Source organism: Caldicoprobacter algeriensis (assembly GCF_023838525.1).
Lineage (GTDB): Bacteria > Bacillota > Clostridia > Caldicoprobacterales > Caldicoprobacteraceae > Caldicoprobacter > Caldicoprobacter algeriensis.
Window position 1 is genome coordinate 36,602 of record NZ_JAHUQD010000012.1, and the last position, 15,620, is coordinate 52,221.

Below are 15,620 nucleotides of genomic sequence, written 5' to 3' on the forward strand. Positions count from 1 at the left end.
CATCTCAATTGACAACCAGCTTCACTGGCACCAGCCAATTGATCAGGAAGGGTGTGTATTGCACCACCTTTAGTAGTATAGCATAAGCCGTTTTTCAATTCAACAACAAATTTGCGCGGAACCTCAATTATCCTTAAGCCCCAGGATCAGCTTTACCTCTCCCTTCCCAATACCCAGCTTCCTGGCTATTTCCTCCTCAGTGCTCCCGCTCTTGTGCATGAGTATGACAGCCTTGCGCTTTTCATTATAACCTACATCAATATTTTGCCTCAAACTTTCGCCTGAATTTTGTAGTTGAGCTTCATGGTTGATCACACCATTATGGAGCAGCGCATTTTCTGCCTCGGGAAATGCATTGCGAATTATGTCTTCCACCGCATGATACAATTCATATAACCTTTTTTCCTTCTCTTCCAAGCGCTTTTCCAGCTCAAAGAGGTATAGCCTGTCCTTCCTTGTTTGCCAAAAGATCACAAATAAAAACATTAAGCCCGACAAGAGGAACATCAAACCCTCGCTCATACTCTTCCCCCTTGATATATTGCCAAATTTCTAAATTCTGATATCGATGTTGAACCCCTTATCCCTTTCCTTTATTTCAACCTTATTGCTTAAAACAGCTTGATCACATTTTTTATCTTTAACTTGATCAGATTTGGCATACCTTGAATGACGATGTCGTCTGTCATGTTCTTTGTCAATCCTTTTATGATATATATGTCCCGTTGGTATCACCTGACGCTGAGCATTATCGATGACCTGTTGAAACTCTCGGGTATTGGTAAACTGGTTTATGTTGACTTTCTGGTTTTGAAGGTCAGCCTCTTTTGTGTATTCGTTTGTCCTTTGTATGCTAATTTGGATATCTATCGGCCGCACCGACACATGTCCTTCTCCTCTCATCCTTCATATGTTACAAAACGTACTTCTCCTTCATCCCGCAAAAAGGTTACGTAATTGATGGGGTCCTTTATGTTAAGGGTTGACTGGCCAATGGTTATAGATACGCCAGGATAAATCACCTTTTTCACATGGACCTTGCCCTGTGCACCCCTTAAAAACGCCTCTTCCAGCTCAAAAATCCGTGCCTTGATGGCAGGAATCTTCACGCTGTACTCATCTCTCGCCCTCAACGCCTTCTGCTTGGTGATCAGCTTATCCGGAGGCAGTCTACCGCTTGATTCCATTCTACTCAAGACCGCCATCACCTGTTCGATCTTATGCTGTTCCTTTTCCAGCCTCTGCAGCTCCTCCTTGAGCTGCTCGTATTCCTGCCTGATTTCAGGGCTTATTCCCACCTCAAGAATGGTAGCAGTTGCCATAGGTGAGCCTATGGTGGAAGCCGATATGCCCAACGCCGCATGCACCCTGCCGCCCACTATCAACGCCCGTTTGCCTATCAGCCTAACGTGTTGGCCGCTTACAATGTTGCTGTGCATTATGGCCTCTGCGGTAACATCTCCTTTGGCGTACACACTGCCGTTTTCTATAAACCGCGCGGTTACACTGCCTCCTGCCTGAACTACTCCCTTCTTCATCCCCTGCAAGCCCTTTCTCAACACAACATCTCCTTCAGCAATCAGCGTTGCCCCTTCCACCACGCCCCTTACTTCTATGCTTCCACCAGCTCTCACCTCAAACCCCGACAGAACATTCCCATGTATGATGACGCTGCCCACAAAATTTATATTTCCTGTGGAGTTGTCTACATTGTTTTTTACCTCGTGTACGCTATACACGTGCACTCTGCCGCCTATCATCTCTACCTTTCCGTCTATGGCTGCCACAAGCTTTAACCCATCGTCCGAGACTACTACATTCTTACCTGCTGGTAAAATCAAAGGTTTGCCGGGTTTAGCATGCACCGCCGTTCCGCACACCGTCTTCCCGTCAACGCCCGGCGTAGGAGGGATTAGCGTCACCAGCACCTGGCCCTTGGTTACATTCTCTATATTGTCCAGCGAATGATAATTTACCGTTCCATCCTCCCTGATTTCGGGCTTTGATTTCCTGTCCGGTTTAAAATGGTAGGTAAGCCTGGCATCCTCTCCATCCTGTGGCGGCTGTCCATGGGCAACGATTACCTCCTGACCGTACCTGCGGCTGTTCAGCGCCTGGCGTATGGCATCCTCGTCAATGCCGTACACCACCCCCTTATCCTTCAAAGCCTGTATCACATCCTGGTACGTCAGCAACCTTCCCCCTTCGGGCGGCAGCAGCATGATGGTGGCCTGCATCCCATCCTGCGAGATATACACCAGCACCTCTTCATCCACCGGTAGCTCGGGCTGTGGCTCTGCAACCTTAACTGGACGGCCGGGATTTTTATACATTGCCTGGGCAGCGGCGTCTACCATTAACCCCTCAATCCTTTTTCTCCTCAAATGATGCATAATGGTCTCCTCGTCCGATTTTGTAAACTTTGAAGGGGGAATAAACACCGTAAGGTATACCCCATCTTCTTTGTATTCCAGAGCAAAGCTTTGGGGAAGCTGTTTGTCCTGGCTCTCCCCTGCCTGTCGGCTTTCCTCCTCTACATAAAGCAGGAGCCTGTACGGCTTGATCACTATGCCCATCATGGTCCTGCCTTCCTGAATGACCTCAACCTTTGCCTTTCCTGGTTCTACGCCAAGGGCCTTGAGGCCTTTCTCCAGAGCAGCGTTATAGGTGTTTCCCTCTACTATAACCTCCCGTCTCACGCCAATTCCCCTTCCAATAAATCGCTTTTAATCCTGCTTAGCTTATTTTTAAGCTTAAGCAGCGCCCTGGTATGAAGCTGTGAAACCCTTGACTCCGAAATGCCAAGGACCATGCCAATCTCTTTCAAAGTTAGCTCCTCAAAATAGTACAGGCTTATGACCATTTTTTCCCTTTCAGGCAGTTCCTCGATGGCCTTTGCCAGATAGCGTTTAAGCTCGTTTGCCTGAACCACATGCTCGGGATCGTCATAGCGGCTGGGGACTGCCAGGGAACTGGCAATCTCATAGAGCTGTTCTTCCAGCGAAACCACAGCAAAAGAGTGTACCTCTACCATCGTCTTTCTAAGCTCTTCAACCGAAATTCCTAAGGTCTGGGCTATCTCCTGATCGCTTGCGGACCTACCCATCTCTTTTTCGACCGCGTCAATGGCCTCGCTGAGCTGTTTAGTCTTTGTGCGCAGAGAGCGAGGAACCCAATCCTGCTTGCGCAGCTGATCTATGATAGCGCCTTTTATTCTAAATGTCGCATATGTCTCAAACTTAACGTTCCTCGATGGGTCATACTTTTCAATCGCATCGATCAATCCAAGTATTCCATAGCTTATCAAATCTTCCATATCCAAGGAAGGATTGGAGGGATTGTTTATATAGGTCAGCCTGGAGACCACACGCTTTACCAGATAGCTGTATTTGAGTATGAGTTCATTCCTCGATTCTATTGTATTATGCTTTTTATACTCGGTCCACAGGTTCTGAAGTTCGGTCACAGCCACTCTTTTCGACATGTCCCTCTCCTCATCTTCATAGTATCTTTACGCCGTGGCCGATAGTCTTAACCACCAAAATGCCATTGGCTGCATGAAGTTCAATGGTCCTCCCATAATTGCCGCCGGTATCCTGGGCAACAATGGGTATATCGTGCTGCCGTAACACTTCAATGGTGGCCTGTACGTTCCTCTCGCCGATATTCAAAACCTCGCTTGTACTGCCTTTGAACGAAAACATCTGTGCCCCTCCTGCTATTTTGGCGGTTATCCACTCCCTTTGAGCGTTCATCTTCATCATCAGTTCAAGAAGGTACTCAACGGCTGTATCGGCAAACTTTGCCCTGTTTTGATTGTGTTTTATCAGCTTACTTGAAGGCAGCATTATATGCGCCAGCCCAGCTGTCCTGGTGGTCCTGTCATACAGCGCAATTCCCACGCACGAGCCCAAACCCAGAGTGACAAGAACGCCATTCCCTGCAATAACCTTTAAATCAGCCATACCAACCTTGATTACCCGGTCCATTTACACAACCCCTAAAGCCTTTAGAATAACGGGAAAAGATTCCATATCAGGTATGACTATAAAATGGCTTCTGAACCGCTCTGTACCATTTATCAGGTCGGTTTCAATAAACATTGCCTTATCGCTGGTCTGACCGAATTGAATCATGGGAACGCTGAGTATGGCACCCAGCATATCGCACGCAAAATACGGAACAGATGGCTTCATGGTGAGCCCGGTAAACGACGATATGGCTCCCAGATAGGCAGCCGTGAGTATGTTTCCAAGCTCCTCCAGCGCCGATACTTCAATCTCCGAAAAGTCCTCCCACAAGCCATCGCAGTAGACATTCCCCAGCAACAAGGCGGTGATGTGCTTGGCTGAGATAACATCCAGCACCAATAGGACGGTGCCGCTTATATCGCCTCTGAACTCCAGATATATGCCTACCACCGGAGTTTCTGCCCCACCCATTATGTCTTCCACATCTCTGAATTCGGCTATCTTTATCTCGGGAACGTTCATGTCGATTCGCCTGTCAAGCATCTTTGAAAGGGATGTAGCGGCATTGCCTGCACCAATTGTGCCTATCTCCTTCAATATGTCCAAATGCAGAGAACTCAAGCTATCAAAGGAAAATGACATATTGCACCCCTGCTCTCCTTTCAGTTTAACAGCAATTCCAAAGTACGGGGTATATCCATCACCATAACGGGCTTATCTCCAAGGTTTATAAGTCCAGAGATGACCCCTTTTCTTTTTCCATCTAAAGCTTCCACACCCCATTGTACCTTATCATGGGGTATGTTCAATATTTCGGTTACCCGGTCAACTATCATCCCTATCCGATACTCATCGTACCGAACTATTGCCACCCGTGTCGCATCGGTAGAAGGCATTTCTTCATAGCCCAGCACACGCCTCGCACTCATCACCGGTATTACATCGCCCCTCAAGTTGATAATCCCCAACACCTCATAGGGGCTGTGTGGAACTCTGGTTATCTGTGCCATCCTCTCTATCGACTCCACAAACAGTACATCCACGGCATATATCTCATTGCCTATCTCAAAGGCTATGTACTGCTTAAGCTCGCTGCTTTTAGGCAACTTTATAACCCCCTCTTCAAACCAGATGGTTTATATCCAGGATGAGCACCACCCTCCCGTCACCCAGGATGGTGGCCCCTGACATAATCTTGATTTTTGACAGCGCTTTGCCCAGCGGCTTGATCACTATTTCCTGTTGGCCTATCAGCCCATCCACAGACAGTGCCGCCAGCCTCTCCCCCTTCTTTACTATCACCACAGTGACCAGCTCCCCCGATTTAGCCTCATCAGGGCATTCAAGTGCCTTTGCCAGTCGAATGAAAGGTATCAACAAACCACGATAATCGATGAATTCTTTTTGTCGTACCATCTTTATAGCCCCGGCCGGCACTTCTAGTATTTCCTTTATGGAACCTATAGGTATGGCGTAAACCTCCTGCCCCATGGAGACAAGCAAAGCCTGGATGATGGACAGGGTGAGCGGCAAGCGGATTATAAACCGCGTCCCCTGGTTTGGCCGGCTGTCTATATCAACCACACCGCCCATGGACTCGATTTTGGTTTTGACCACATCCATTCCAACGCCGCGCCCCGAGATATCAGTTACCTTTTCTGCCGTGCTGAACCCGGGTTCAAATATAAACTGCAATATCTCCTGCTGGGTTAAGCTTTCGGCTTCCTCGCGGGATACCAAATTTTGCTGTACGGCACGCTTTAAAACCTTATCGATATCTATACCTCTCCCATCGTCGCTGACCTCTATCACCACGTTATCACCATCGTGGTAGGCTTTAAGTTCGACAGCCCCAACAGGAGGTTTGCCAAGAGCTACGCGCTCTTGAGGAGCCTCTATACCGTGGTCAATGGCATTTCTGATAAGGTGTATAAGCGGTTCACCGATTTCATCGATGATGGTCCGATCAATCTCGGTTTCGGCTCCCAATATGTTGAGCTTAACTTCTTTACCCGTACTCCTGGACAGCTCTCGAACCGTTCTGGGAAACCGCTCAAACACGGTCTGTATGGGGATCATCCTTACTTTCATAACGGCATCATGGAGCTCGCTGGTCACCCGGCCCAGATACTCAACCGATTCGGCCATTGCCGCTGTATCGTTATACCGCTGCAAGTCCTGGATGCGATTTTTAATGATGATCAGCTCACTGACCAGGTTCATAAGCCTGTCCAGCCTTTCGATGTCAACCCTTATGCTCCTGCCGGCCGTTTTGGATAGCCTGTCCTTTACTTCTGGTATAGTCCCCCTGTCTGTACCCTGCGGTTGAGGTTTCCTGTTCTCGCTCTGGTTACGGCTTTTTATGTCATGTGGCTGAATCTCCCTTATATTGATGTTTTCTATCTCTGAAATGCTGTCCAGCTCTTTCTTTATGGTATCAAGCTCGGCTTTGCATACTGCCACCACAGAGAAAGACAGACCAAACTTTTCCTCCTCGATGTCCTGAGCCGACGGATGGGAATGAATTATGTGGCCAAAGTTTTCGATGGCTTTAAAGACTATGTACGCCCGGGCTGCCTTCATAAGGCAGGTCTCCTTGAGCTTGACCTCTATGTAATAAGGAGTAAAGCCGTTTTTCACAGCCTCGTCTATCACATGAAAATGATGCTCGTCGAGGGACAAACCTTCTTTATCGGGCTTCTGTGCACTCTGGCCTAAATCCTTGTTGTTTGTGCCATTAATAACTCCTTCAAGTTTTGATTTTATACCACTTATATCCTGCGGGTTTTCCATGCCAACTTGTATGACGTCTTGAATCAGCCCATCTAGGATATCAAGAGCCTCAAACAGCACATCCATAATCTCTACATTGACGCCCATATTACCCTTTCTAATTCTGTCCAGCACGTTTTCCATGGCGTGGGCCAGGTCTGCTATAGTCTTGAAGCCCATGCTGCCAGCCATGCCCTTCAAGGTATGGGCCGATCGAAATATCTCGTTTATCACTTCGGTATTATCTGGCTGCTGCTCCAGCACAAGAAGGTTGTTATTCAGGTTTTGAAGATGCTCTTTGCTCTCCTCTATGAATAGTTTCATATACTGTGCGTTATCCATTGAATTAACACCTCCAATCCTTTCGCTTTGTACAAGGTCTTGCCACTAAACGCGCCCTTTTACGGCATATACCCCCAATAAAACTATATGAGCCCTTTAGCCTTTAACCTGCGCTGCTGCTGAAATATGAATTGAATCAGCCTGTCTCGCTCGGCCTCCAAAATATCGACAAATTTAACCCCCACTTCAAATTTGTAGTTCCCCTCAACACAGGGAACAACCCTCACCACCAGGCCTTTTAACTCAAGAAAACCCCTCTCTCCGATTGGAATCCGGCATTCCACCTGCTGACCGGGCTCAAGCTTTTTATCGGTCAAAAGCCGCATTCCACCACCGCTTATATCTGCGGTATAAGCTTTCATATAATCCGGCTGCTCGGGACCCTGCTCAATCAACCTAAAAAGGACAGGCAGACTTATCTTCAACCTGTAAAAGCTGCGCCTCTGAAGCCTGTGTATCGGTGAGGTTTGCTTTAGGCGTATAAGGTACACTGTCTCTGTCCGTTGACGGTCAATAACCTCAGCCTCAAAGTAAAACTGCCCTCGCTCGCGGAAGAAATTTATCCTTATCCTCTGCCCAATGCTCAGCACAACAGGCTCCCCTTTTAGCATCGGCATGGTGATCAACAATTCATCATCTTGGGGGACATCCTGTACCATGCTGAAACAAGCTTTTTCGTCGGCATTTAAACGTTCCTGCACCACTACCTCGATCTTCTCGCCGATGTTGATGATCTCCTTTACAAGCATGACGTCTCTACCATCCCCCTAAAGCGCCTTTCGTTTAGAATCGAACAGCTTAAGAAGCTGGTTTACGTACCCTTTAAGCCCCTGCACCCTGCCATCGTCTTGTCGTCCTCCTGCCATTATGGCCTGGGCCATGCTGTACACCTGTCTGGATGCATAGCTCCTGGGATATTCCAGCACAAACGGCTTTTGCCGCTTGGTGGACCTTACCACCGCATCGTCATACAGTATATACCCCAGAGGTTCCAGCGTTACATCCAAGAACCTTTGAGCTACCCTGATAAGCTTGTCCATCACGTCCCTTGCCTCCTGGGCGCTCTCGGCCCTGTTGACCACCAGCCTCAAGCTCATATCCCTCTTTATGTTTACCACCGACTTTACTAGAGCATATGCATCGGTTACCGATGTGGGTTCGGGCGTGGTGATTACAATAGCTTCGTTGGCAGCTAGAATCATCTGAATGACCCTTTCAGAAACGCCGGCTCCGGTATCAATCATTATTATATCTGCCAGATCATCCAACCGCTCAAGCTGCTTCATCAAGACTTCCATATCCTGAGTGGAAAGGTTGATGAGCTCCCATATACCCGACCCCCCTGCTATAAATTTAATACCACAGGGGCCCTCGGTTATAACCTCTTCAATCCTCTTTTTGTGGGTGATTACGTGGAACAAGTTGTACTTGGGGATCATCCCCAGCATCACGTCTATGTTTGACAGTCCGAAGTCAGCATCTATGATGAGCGTCCTGTATCCCATGCTGTTTAAAGCAATGGCACAGTTGAGTGTGAAATTGGTCTTGCCCACACCACCCTTGCCGCTGGTTACAGTTATGATACGCGCCTTTTGAGTATAGGCACGCTGTTTTTCTTTTAAGTCCTTTACAATCTGCCTTAACCTTTCGGCCTGATCCATCAAACTTCCACCCTTTTCATAATGCAGGATAACAGCTTGTTTGGATCTGCCACCTCTATATCATCGGGAACGCTCTGGCCGGTAGCTATATACGACAGCGGCTTACCGCTGATATACCGGCAGTTCAATATGACCCCATAGTTGGAGGCCTCGTCCATTTTTGTGAAGAGCAGCTTGTAATCGGGCAGAAAGCTGTAGCTCTTTATTATATTTAAACACCCGGAATAGCTGGTGTTGCAGCTCAGCACCAGATAGACCTCATCGGCCTTGCTCAGGGAAATGAGCTCCAGTATCTCCTTTTCCTGTGCCCTGTCCCTGATGCTCTTGCCAGCCGTATCTACAAATATGACATCTTTATCCCTGTGTTCTTCCAGAGCCGCCAACATCTCCCTGGGCGAATACAGGATGCTCAAGGGAATCTCCATGATTTCAGCGTATATCTTCAGCTGGTCCACCGCTGCAATCCTGTATGTATCGGCGGTTATAAGCCCCACTTTCATCTGCTTTTGTATGGAAAATATGGCCGCCAGCTTTGCCAGAGAGGTGGTCTTGCCGACTCCCGTAGGGCCTACAAATACGACTACTTTGCGGCTGCCGGGGGACACCTCCAGAGGCCGTGAAGGGCCAATATGCTCCATAAGCACCCGCTTTAAGCACCGCTCAAAATCAACGGAGCTTCTCTCATGAATCAATCCTGCCTTTTCGATGATATCCTTTGCGATGCCCTCATTCACCTCGTTTTTGACCAGCATTTCATAATAGGGAACATACTCCTGTTTTATGCCCGGCCCTGCGTGATTTTCCATTATCTTAAAGCCACTTGTCAATTTATTTAAAATTTCTCCCATATTTGAGATCTGAGCCTCTAGCTTCTCCAAAACCTTGCTAGTATCATCCTGCCTTACCGGTGAAGCATAGTTTGTTGCATTAGCAGGCACTATCCTGCGGGGGGTGAAATTTCCTTCATTTGACTCATCTGCAGCTGCCACCACCTCAATCAGCGGCCTCTTAAACCAGCCGGTTATCCCCTTTTGCCGTATCTTGCGGGTGCTAAGTATGAGGGCATCTTTGCCCATTTCATCCTTAACCTTTTGCATGGCTTCCTGAGCGGTATGACCGATGTACCTCTTTACTTTCATATGTTTAAGCTCTCACCACCCCTACTGACTGTATCTCTACTGAGCTGTCCAGCTCGTTATACGATAAAACCACCAAATCCGGCGCTATCTGCTCGGTCAGCTTCTTGAAATACATCCTCACAACCGGCGCAGTCAGCACTATGGGCTGCAGCCCCAGAGAAGTAAACTTCTCCAGCTCCTTGGTGAGGTTTTTAAATATGGCTTGCATCTTATTTGGTTCCAATGTCAAATAAGATCCGTGCTCGGTTTGCTGAACGCTATCCATTATGGCCTTTTCAAGCTCGGGAGCAAGCGTTAAAACCTTTGCCTTCTTCTCGGGCACAAACCTCAAGGTAATGGTACGGGACAGGGCCTGGCGCACGTATTCGGTCAGCATATCAGGGTCTTTGGTTATATTGCCGTAATCGGCCAGCGTCTCGAGTATGGTGACCATGTCCCGTATTGGCACATTCTCCTTTATCAGGTTGGCCAGAACTTTTTGAACCTCGCCAAGCGTCAAAGTCTTGGGCACCACTTCTTCCACCAGCGCAGGATATTTCTCTTTTAAGTTGTCCAATAAAGTCTGCACATCCTGACGATTGATCAGCTCATGCCCATGCTTTCTTATAACCTCGGTGAGGTGAGTAGATATAACCGAAGGAGGGTCCACCACCGTATAACCCAGCATCTCAGCCTTTTCCCTCTGATGTTCTTTAATCCATTTAGCAGGCAAGCCAAAGGCGGGTTCCACGGTATCGATGCCTTCTATGGGCTGCTCAACGGTGCCCGGGTCCATGGCAAGCAGGTGGTCGGGCAACACCTGCCCCCTGGCCACTTCCACTCCTTTCACCTTTATGACGTATTCGTTTGGTTCAAGCTGTATGTTGTCCCTCAACCTTATTACCGGAACGATGAGCCCCACGTCAAGGGCCATCTGCCTTCGTATCATGACTATTCTGTCCAGCAAATCTCCGCCCTGATTCACGTCCGCTAGGGGTATAAGGCCATAACCAAACTCCACTTCCAGCGGATCGACTTCCAAAAGCCGTATTACGTTTTCGGGCTTTCGCATCTCCTCCAGCACGCTTTCGGGAGCAACCTCCTGCCCAGCAGACACCGACGACACCTTGGAAGCCTGGATCAGGGTATAACCCATATAAGCCATGCCAGCCCCCATTATAAACAGTATCCAGCGCGGAAACCCCGGGAAAAACCCCATTATAAACAGAAGAACTGAAGCCAGTATAAGCACAAGGGGCTGACCGGTTATCTGCTTAAGCAGGTCCCGCCCCAGATTGGATTCGGAAGCTGCCCTGGTGACGATGATGCCGGTGGCGGTGGAGATGAGCAAAGCGGGAATCTGGCTCACTAGCCCATCGCCTATGGTCAATATGGTGTAGCGCTCAAGTACCTGTTCAATTGGCATCCTCATCCTGGTCGAGCCAATTATAATACCGCCCACTATATTGATGATGGTAATCAGAATTCCAACTATGGCATCGCCTTTGACGAACTTGCTGGCACCGTCCATAGCACCGTAAAAGTCGGCCTCCTGCTGTATCCTCTGCCGGCGCCTTTTAGCCTCGTTTTCATCGATCAGCCCCGAATTTAGATCAGCGTCGATGGCCATCTGCTTTCCAGGCATAGCATCCAGGGTAAAGCGCGCCGCAACTTCTGCCACCCTCTCGGCCCCTTTTGTTATGACGATGAACTGCACGATTATTATGATCAGAAACACGATGGCCCCTACCACCAGGTTGCTCTGCACTACAAAATGGCCAAAGGTTTCGATCACCCTTCCGGCCGAGCCCTTACCCAGGATGAGCTTGGTGGACGATATGTTGAGCGCCAGGCGGAAAAGGGTAGTAATCAGGAGCACCGAAGGAAATACCGCAAAATCCAGCGGTTCCTTTACGTAAAGGGTAACAAACAATATGACCAGCGACAATGAAAGATTTATGGTGAGGAGTATGTCCATCATCACTTCATTCAGCGGAAGGATGATGAGAAGAACGACGGCTACGATTATAAAAGCGATGAAGACGTCTGCAAACTTCAACCCCAAACCTCCCCCTCAAATACGTTTCCCCCTCATACTGTACACAAAGGCCAGGACTTCTGCTACTGCACGGAACAGCTCGGGCGGTATGGCTTGCCCTATCTCGGTGGATTTGTATAGCATCTGAGCCAGAGGCTTGTTCTCCACTATATACACCCCGTGCTTTTTAGCCACCTCCTTGATCTTCAACGCGAGATAATCCTGCCCCTTGGCCACCACCACAGGTGCGTCGTGCTCCTTTGGGTCATAGCGCAAAGCCACCGCGAAATGTACAGGGTTGGTTATGACCACATCCGCCCTGGGTATTTCCTGCATCATCCTGCGCAGCCCAATCTGCCTCTGCCGCTCGCGTATCCGCGAGCGGATCAAAGGATGCCCTTCCACTTCCTTGTATTCATCCTTCAGCTCCTGTTTTGTCATCCTGAGGCTCTTTTCATACTCCCACCACTGGTAAAAATAGTCAAACACCGCAAGTATAATAAATACCACTGCCATCTTTATTCCGATGTTAAAGGCCATATCGGCCACGGCAATAAAGCTCCTTTTCACGTCCCATTTGGCCAGCTGGGCCAGAGACTTTATGTCTGCCATAAATTCTTGGTAGGAGATTAACACCACTATAGCCAGCTTCAGCAATGACTTCAAAAGCTCAACAAGAGTCCTCTTTGAAAATATCCTCTTCAGCCCTTCCAGCGGGTTTATGCGGCTCAAATTGGGTATCACCGGCCTGGTGGTAAATATGAACCCCACCTGCCAGTAGTTGATGGCCAGCCCGGCCAGCATGACCAGCCCGCACAGCGGCAGCGCCACCAGTGCCACTGTATACATTATCTCCTTGGCCATGGCCACAATGCCGGTATATGTATAAAGCTGATCAAAAAGGGCATTAGCTTGAAGATATCGATCATATGCCCAGCACAGCTTCTCCATCATAAAGGAGGACGTAAATTTTAGGGCCAACAACCCCACTATAAGGGTCACGGCTGAATTGAGCTCAACGCTTTTGAATACCTGACCTCTTTCCCTGGCCTCCCTCCTCTTTTTGGGGGTGGCCTTCTCGGTCCTTTCCTCGGCAAAAAGCTGAAGGTTCATGCGCATCATTGCAGGCTCAACCCTTGTATTACACTCCTTATCCCTTTGAACATGGACATGAAGGTGCCATCCATCACGCTTATCAATACAGGTATCGTCAAGAACAGCACCAGTAACCCTATCAGTATTTTAAAGGGCAACCCGATCACGAATATGTTCATCTGCGGTATCACCCTCACCAGCATGCCGAATATCACCTCGGCCAGCAAGGCCGAAGCTATAACTGGCACGGCCATCTTGAGTCCCAGCACGAAAAACTCCACAAACATATTGAACAGTGGAAGCGCTATATCCCCCGTCAGCGCCGCCTTCCCCAGGGGTAATGCTTCAAAGCTGTACATGAGCAGCCTGATGAGGTTATGGTGCCCATCCATGGCAAAGAACAGTACCATGGCAAGCACGTTGTTGAAATTGCCCACCAGCGGAATCTGAACATTGGTATGCGGGTCCAGTACATGCACAACGCCAAATCCAATCTGGGTATCTATGAGCTGGCCTGCCAGCAAAAAGGCCGAGAAAGCCAGCAGTACCACATAGCCCATGATGATGCCTATGATAAGTTCTTTGATAATATAAAAAGCCAGCTCTACATACGAACTTACATCAATTGCCTGTCCATAAACAGGATAATAAGCCACTGTAATATAAGTCAGCGCCAGTATAAGGCCTATGGCAAAGATGGCGGGGACGTTTCTTCTTCCAAACACCGGCGACATAAAGAACATGCCAGATATCCTGGCCAGCACCAGAAGTACAGTGTCAAGGTTTAAGAAAACCTTCACAAGTGCATCCAGCATTTTCAGTTCACAATCCCAGCATGGTATTTATGCTGTTATACAGCCTCAGCGTAAAATTGACTATGGTCTCCAAAAGCCATGGGCCAAATATGATAAGGGCAACAGCCACCGCCAGAATTTTGGGGATGAAAACCAGGGTATGCTCGTTTATCTGCGTAATGGCCTGGAATATGGCCATGATTAGCCCCACCACCAGGCCCAGCCCCAGCATGGGTGCCGACAGCAGTATTCCCGTGTATATTGCATGTTGTGCCAGCGTTATTATTTCCCTCTGGCTCACTGCACTACTCCTCCTTCATCTGAATCCCGTCACCAGATTTTTAATCACCAGGTCCCACCCATCCACCATCACAAACAGCAGAATCTTGAGCGGCAATGAGATCATAACTGGAGGCAACATCATCATACCCATGGACATAAGAGTGCTGGCAACCACCATATCCACGATGATAAAGGGGATGTATATCAAAAACCCGATCTGAAAAGCCGTCTTAAGCTCGCTGGTTATAAACGCTGGTATGAGTACATGGGTGGCAATATCGTCATAGGTTTCGGGCTGCTTTTGCCCCGAAAGCTCTAGGAACAACAGCAGGTCCTTCTCCCTGGTCTGTTTTAGCATGAACTCCCGGATGGGCTTGATAGCCTGTTGGGCAGCGGTTTGCTGGTCTATGCTCCCCTCCAGATAGGGTTGAATCGCCTTCTCATTTATCTGCGTCACAATGGGCGCCATCACAAAAAAGGTTAGGAAAAGGGCAAGCCCTATCAAAACCTGGTTAGGCGGCGTCTGCTGTGTCCCCAGGGCATTTCTCACAAACGCCAGCACGATTACTATACGGGTAAAGGCGGTCATCATGATGAGGATGGAAGGCGCCAGCGCCAATACCGTCAGGATGCCCAGTATTTCCAGGCTGTCCACCACATCCTGAGGAGATTGTGCGGCTTCCACCTCCAAGCGGGGAATGGGGATAGAGGGCTGTGCAAAAGCCCTATAAGCGCATACAAGCGATGATAAAGATATCAGTGTAGCAAATGCCACAACCATAAAAAACCGCCTTTTAACCATCCCCATCTGCCTCACCTTTGAGCTTTTTCAGATAATTTCCCAACAAATTGGCAAACAAACCGTTTTTCCCTTCGGAATGAAGAGGTATCAACTCCTGCTGGGATATTTGCCCCAAAAACTCCATATTCTGGCTGGTAATCCCCACTATGTAGTATTGACTGCCCACCTGTATGATGCACACCCACTTATCCTTTCCCAAAAAGATTCGATCAATTATTCTTATGTACTTCCCGCTTGTATAGCCGGCAAACTTTGTACCCACAAACCGCGCCGTCAGATAGGCTAGGACCAAGACGACTATAAACGCTATTAAAATACCTATAGCACGGAGGATCTCTTCCATCGTTTCGCTCATCCAATGATCTTTTTAACTGCTTCAATGACCCTGTCGGCCTGGAAGGGTTTGACCACAAAGTCCCGTGCCCCCGCCTGTATGGATTCGATCACCATGGCCTGCTGCCCCATAGCAGAGCACATCATTATCTTTGCATCAGGATTTATCTTTTTGATCTCTCGAACCGCCTGGATGCCGTCCATCTCAGGCATGGTAATATCCATAATGACCAGGTCGGGTTGAAGCTCCTTATACTTTTCCACGGCCCTTAACCCGTTCTCGGCTTCACCGGCTATTTCATACCCATTTTTGGTCAGTATATCCTTGAGCATCATGCGCATGAATGCGGCATCATCAACCACCAGAATTCTCTTTCCCATAACCATCCTCCCTTTTTGTCATGAATATTAT

Annotated in this window: 18 protein-coding genes; all 18 read right to left on the reverse strand. The window is 48.5% G+C overall.

What is annotated here, in order from left to right; genetic code table 11:
- Positions 1-123 precede the first annotated feature (123 nt).
- Positions 124-522, reverse strand: coding sequence for a DUF6115 domain-containing protein (locus KVG29_RS08225; RefSeq protein WP_252227754.1), 399 nt, complete (start codon positions 520-522; stop codon positions 124-126).
- A gap of 30 nt (positions 523-552) precedes the next feature.
- Positions 553-885, reverse strand: a complete 333-nt coding sequence (locus KVG29_RS08230) for a hypothetical protein (protein WP_252227755.1) — start codon at positions 883-885, stop codon at positions 553-555.
- Positions 886-899: 14 nt separating this feature from the next.
- Positions 900-2,699 (reverse strand): FapA family protein, encoded by a 1,800-nt coding sequence (locus KVG29_RS08235; RefSeq protein WP_252227756.1) that lies wholly within the window; start codon positions 2,697-2,699, stop codon positions 900-902.
- On the reverse strand, positions 2,696-3,484 hold the full coding sequence (locus KVG29_RS08240) for a sigma-70 family RNA polymerase sigma factor (protein WP_252227757.1): 789 nt from the start codon (positions 3,482-3,484) through the stop codon (positions 2,696-2,698). The genes KVG29_RS08235 and KVG29_RS08240 overlap by 4 nt, the downstream gene beginning before the upstream one ends.
- A gap of 16 nt (positions 3,485-3,500) precedes the next feature.
- Positions 3,501-3,989, reverse strand: a complete 489-nt coding sequence (locus tag KVG29_RS08245; protein ID WP_252227758.1) for a chemotaxis protein CheD — start codon at positions 3,987-3,989, stop codon at positions 3,501-3,503.
- Complete coding sequence (locus KVG29_RS08250; RefSeq protein WP_252227759.1) at positions 3,990-4,613, reverse strand: chemotaxis protein CheC; 624 nt, start codon at positions 4,611-4,613, stop codon at positions 3,990-3,992.
- A gap of 20 nt (positions 4,614-4,633) precedes the next feature.
- Complete coding sequence (locus KVG29_RS08255) at positions 4,634-5,077, reverse strand: chemotaxis protein CheW (RefSeq protein WP_252227760.1); 444 nt, start codon at positions 5,075-5,077, stop codon at positions 4,634-4,636.
- 16 nt (positions 5,078-5,093) lie between these two features.
- Positions 5,094-7,085 (reverse strand): chemotaxis protein CheA, encoded by a 1,992-nt coding sequence (locus KVG29_RS08260; RefSeq protein WP_252227761.1) that lies wholly within the window; start codon positions 7,083-7,085, stop codon positions 5,094-5,096.
- 83 nt (positions 7,086-7,168) lie between these two features.
- Entirely contained in the window at positions 7,169-7,834 is a 666-nt protein-coding gene (locus KVG29_RS08265; protein WP_252227762.1) for a flagellar brake protein, read from the reverse strand.
- Positions 7,835-7,852: 18 nt separating this feature from the next.
- Positions 7,853-8,746, reverse strand: a complete 894-nt coding sequence (locus KVG29_RS08270) for a MinD/ParA family protein (RefSeq protein ID WP_252227763.1) — start codon at positions 8,744-8,746, stop codon at positions 7,853-7,855.
- Positions 8,746-9,885, reverse strand: a complete 1,140-nt coding sequence (gene flhF, locus KVG29_RS08275) for a flagellar biosynthesis GTPase FlhF (protein ID WP_252227764.1) — start codon at positions 9,883-9,885, stop codon at positions 8,746-8,748. The genes KVG29_RS08270 and flhF overlap by 1 nt, the downstream gene beginning before the upstream one ends.
- A 4-nt stretch (positions 9,886-9,889) precedes the next feature.
- The gene (gene flhA / locus KVG29_RS08280; protein WP_252227765.1) at positions 9,890-11,923 is read right to left on the reverse strand and encodes a flagellar biosynthesis protein FlhA; all 2,034 of its coding nucleotides are present in this window, start codon (positions 11,921-11,923) and stop codon (positions 9,890-9,892) included.
- 15 nt (positions 11,924-11,938) lie between these two features.
- The gene (flhB, locus tag KVG29_RS08285; protein ID WP_252227766.1) at positions 11,939-13,024 is read right to left on the reverse strand and encodes a flagellar biosynthesis protein FlhB; all 1,086 of its coding nucleotides are present in this window, start codon (positions 13,022-13,024) and stop codon (positions 11,939-11,941) included.
- Complete coding sequence (gene fliR, locus KVG29_RS08290; RefSeq protein WP_252227767.1) at positions 13,021-13,812, reverse strand: flagellar biosynthetic protein FliR; 792 nt, start codon at positions 13,810-13,812, stop codon at positions 13,021-13,023. Before fliR ends, flhB begins: the two co-directional genes overlap by 4 nt.
- A 7-nt stretch (positions 13,813-13,819) precedes the next feature.
- Positions 13,820-14,092: a flagellar biosynthesis protein FliQ gene (fliQ, locus tag KVG29_RS08295; RefSeq protein WP_252227768.1), complete on the reverse strand. Its 273-nt coding sequence runs from the start codon at positions 14,090-14,092 to the stop codon at positions 13,820-13,822.
- A 15-nt stretch (positions 14,093-14,107) separates the two neighbouring features.
- Entirely contained in the window at positions 14,108-14,881 is a 774-nt protein-coding gene (gene fliP, locus KVG29_RS08300) for a flagellar type III secretion system pore protein FliP (protein WP_420840542.1), read from the reverse strand.
- Positions 14,868-15,230 carry a FliO/MopB family protein gene (locus KVG29_RS08305; protein ID WP_252227769.1) on the reverse strand — a complete coding sequence of 121 codons (363 nt, stop codon included), beginning with the start codon at positions 15,228-15,230 and terminating at the stop codon, positions 14,868-14,870. The genes fliP and KVG29_RS08305 overlap by 14 nt, the downstream gene beginning before the upstream one ends.
- Entirely contained in the window at positions 15,227-15,589 is a 363-nt protein-coding gene (locus KVG29_RS08310) for a response regulator (protein WP_252227770.1), read from the reverse strand. The genes KVG29_RS08305 and KVG29_RS08310 overlap by 4 nt, the downstream gene beginning before the upstream one ends.
- Between the last annotated feature and the right edge of the window lie 31 nt (positions 15,590-15,620).

Bases quoted from the DNA above. Each gene is read 5' to 3' on its own strand.
- KVG29_RS08225 (WP_252227754.1), bottom strand. From the start codon at position 522: ATGAGCGAGGGTTTGATGTTCCTCTTGTCGGGCTTAATGTTTTTATTT.
- KVG29_RS08240 (WP_252227757.1), bottom strand. From the start codon at position 3,484: ATGTCGAAAAGAGTGGCTGTGACCGAACTTCAGAACCTGTGGACCGAG.
- KVG29_RS08245 (WP_252227758.1), bottom strand. From the start codon at position 3,989: ATGGACCGGGTAATCAAGGTTGGTATGGCTGATTTAAAGGTTATTGCA.
- KVG29_RS08250 (WP_252227759.1), bottom strand. From the start codon at position 4,613: ATGTCATTTTCCTTTGATAGCTTGAGTTCTCTGCATTTGGACATATTG.
- KVG29_RS08260 (WP_252227761.1), bottom strand. From the start codon at position 7,085: ATGGATAACGCACAGTATATGAAACTATTCATAGAGGAGAGCAAAGAG.
- KVG29_RS08265 (WP_252227762.1), bottom strand. From the start codon at position 7,834: ATGCTTGTAAAGGAGATCATCAACATCGGCGAGAAGATCGAGGTAGTG.
- KVG29_RS08270 (WP_252227763.1), bottom strand. From the start codon at position 8,746: ATGGATCAGGCCGAAAGGTTAAGGCAGATTGTAAAGGACTTAAAAGAA.
- flhF (WP_252227764.1), bottom strand. From the start codon at position 9,885: ATGAAAGTAAAGAGGTACATCGGTCATACCGCTCAGGAAGCCATGCAA.
- flhB (WP_252227766.1), bottom strand. From the start codon at position 13,024: ATGATGCGCATGAACCTTCAGCTTTTTGCCGAGGAAAGGACCGAGAAG.
- fliR (WP_252227767.1), bottom strand. From the start codon at position 13,812: ATGCTGGATGCACTTGTGAAGGTTTTCTTAAACCTTGACACTGTACTT.
- fliP (WP_420840542.1), bottom strand. From the start codon at position 14,881: ATGGGGATGGTTAAAAGGCGGTTTTTTATGGTTGTGGCATTTGCTACA.
- KVG29_RS08305 (WP_252227769.1), bottom strand. From the start codon at position 15,230: ATGAGCGAAACGATGGAAGAGATCCTCCGTGCTATAGGTATTTTAATA.
- KVG29_RS08310 (WP_252227770.1), bottom strand. From the start codon at position 15,589: ATGGGAAAGAGAATTCTGGTGGTTGATGATGCCGCATTCATGCGCATG.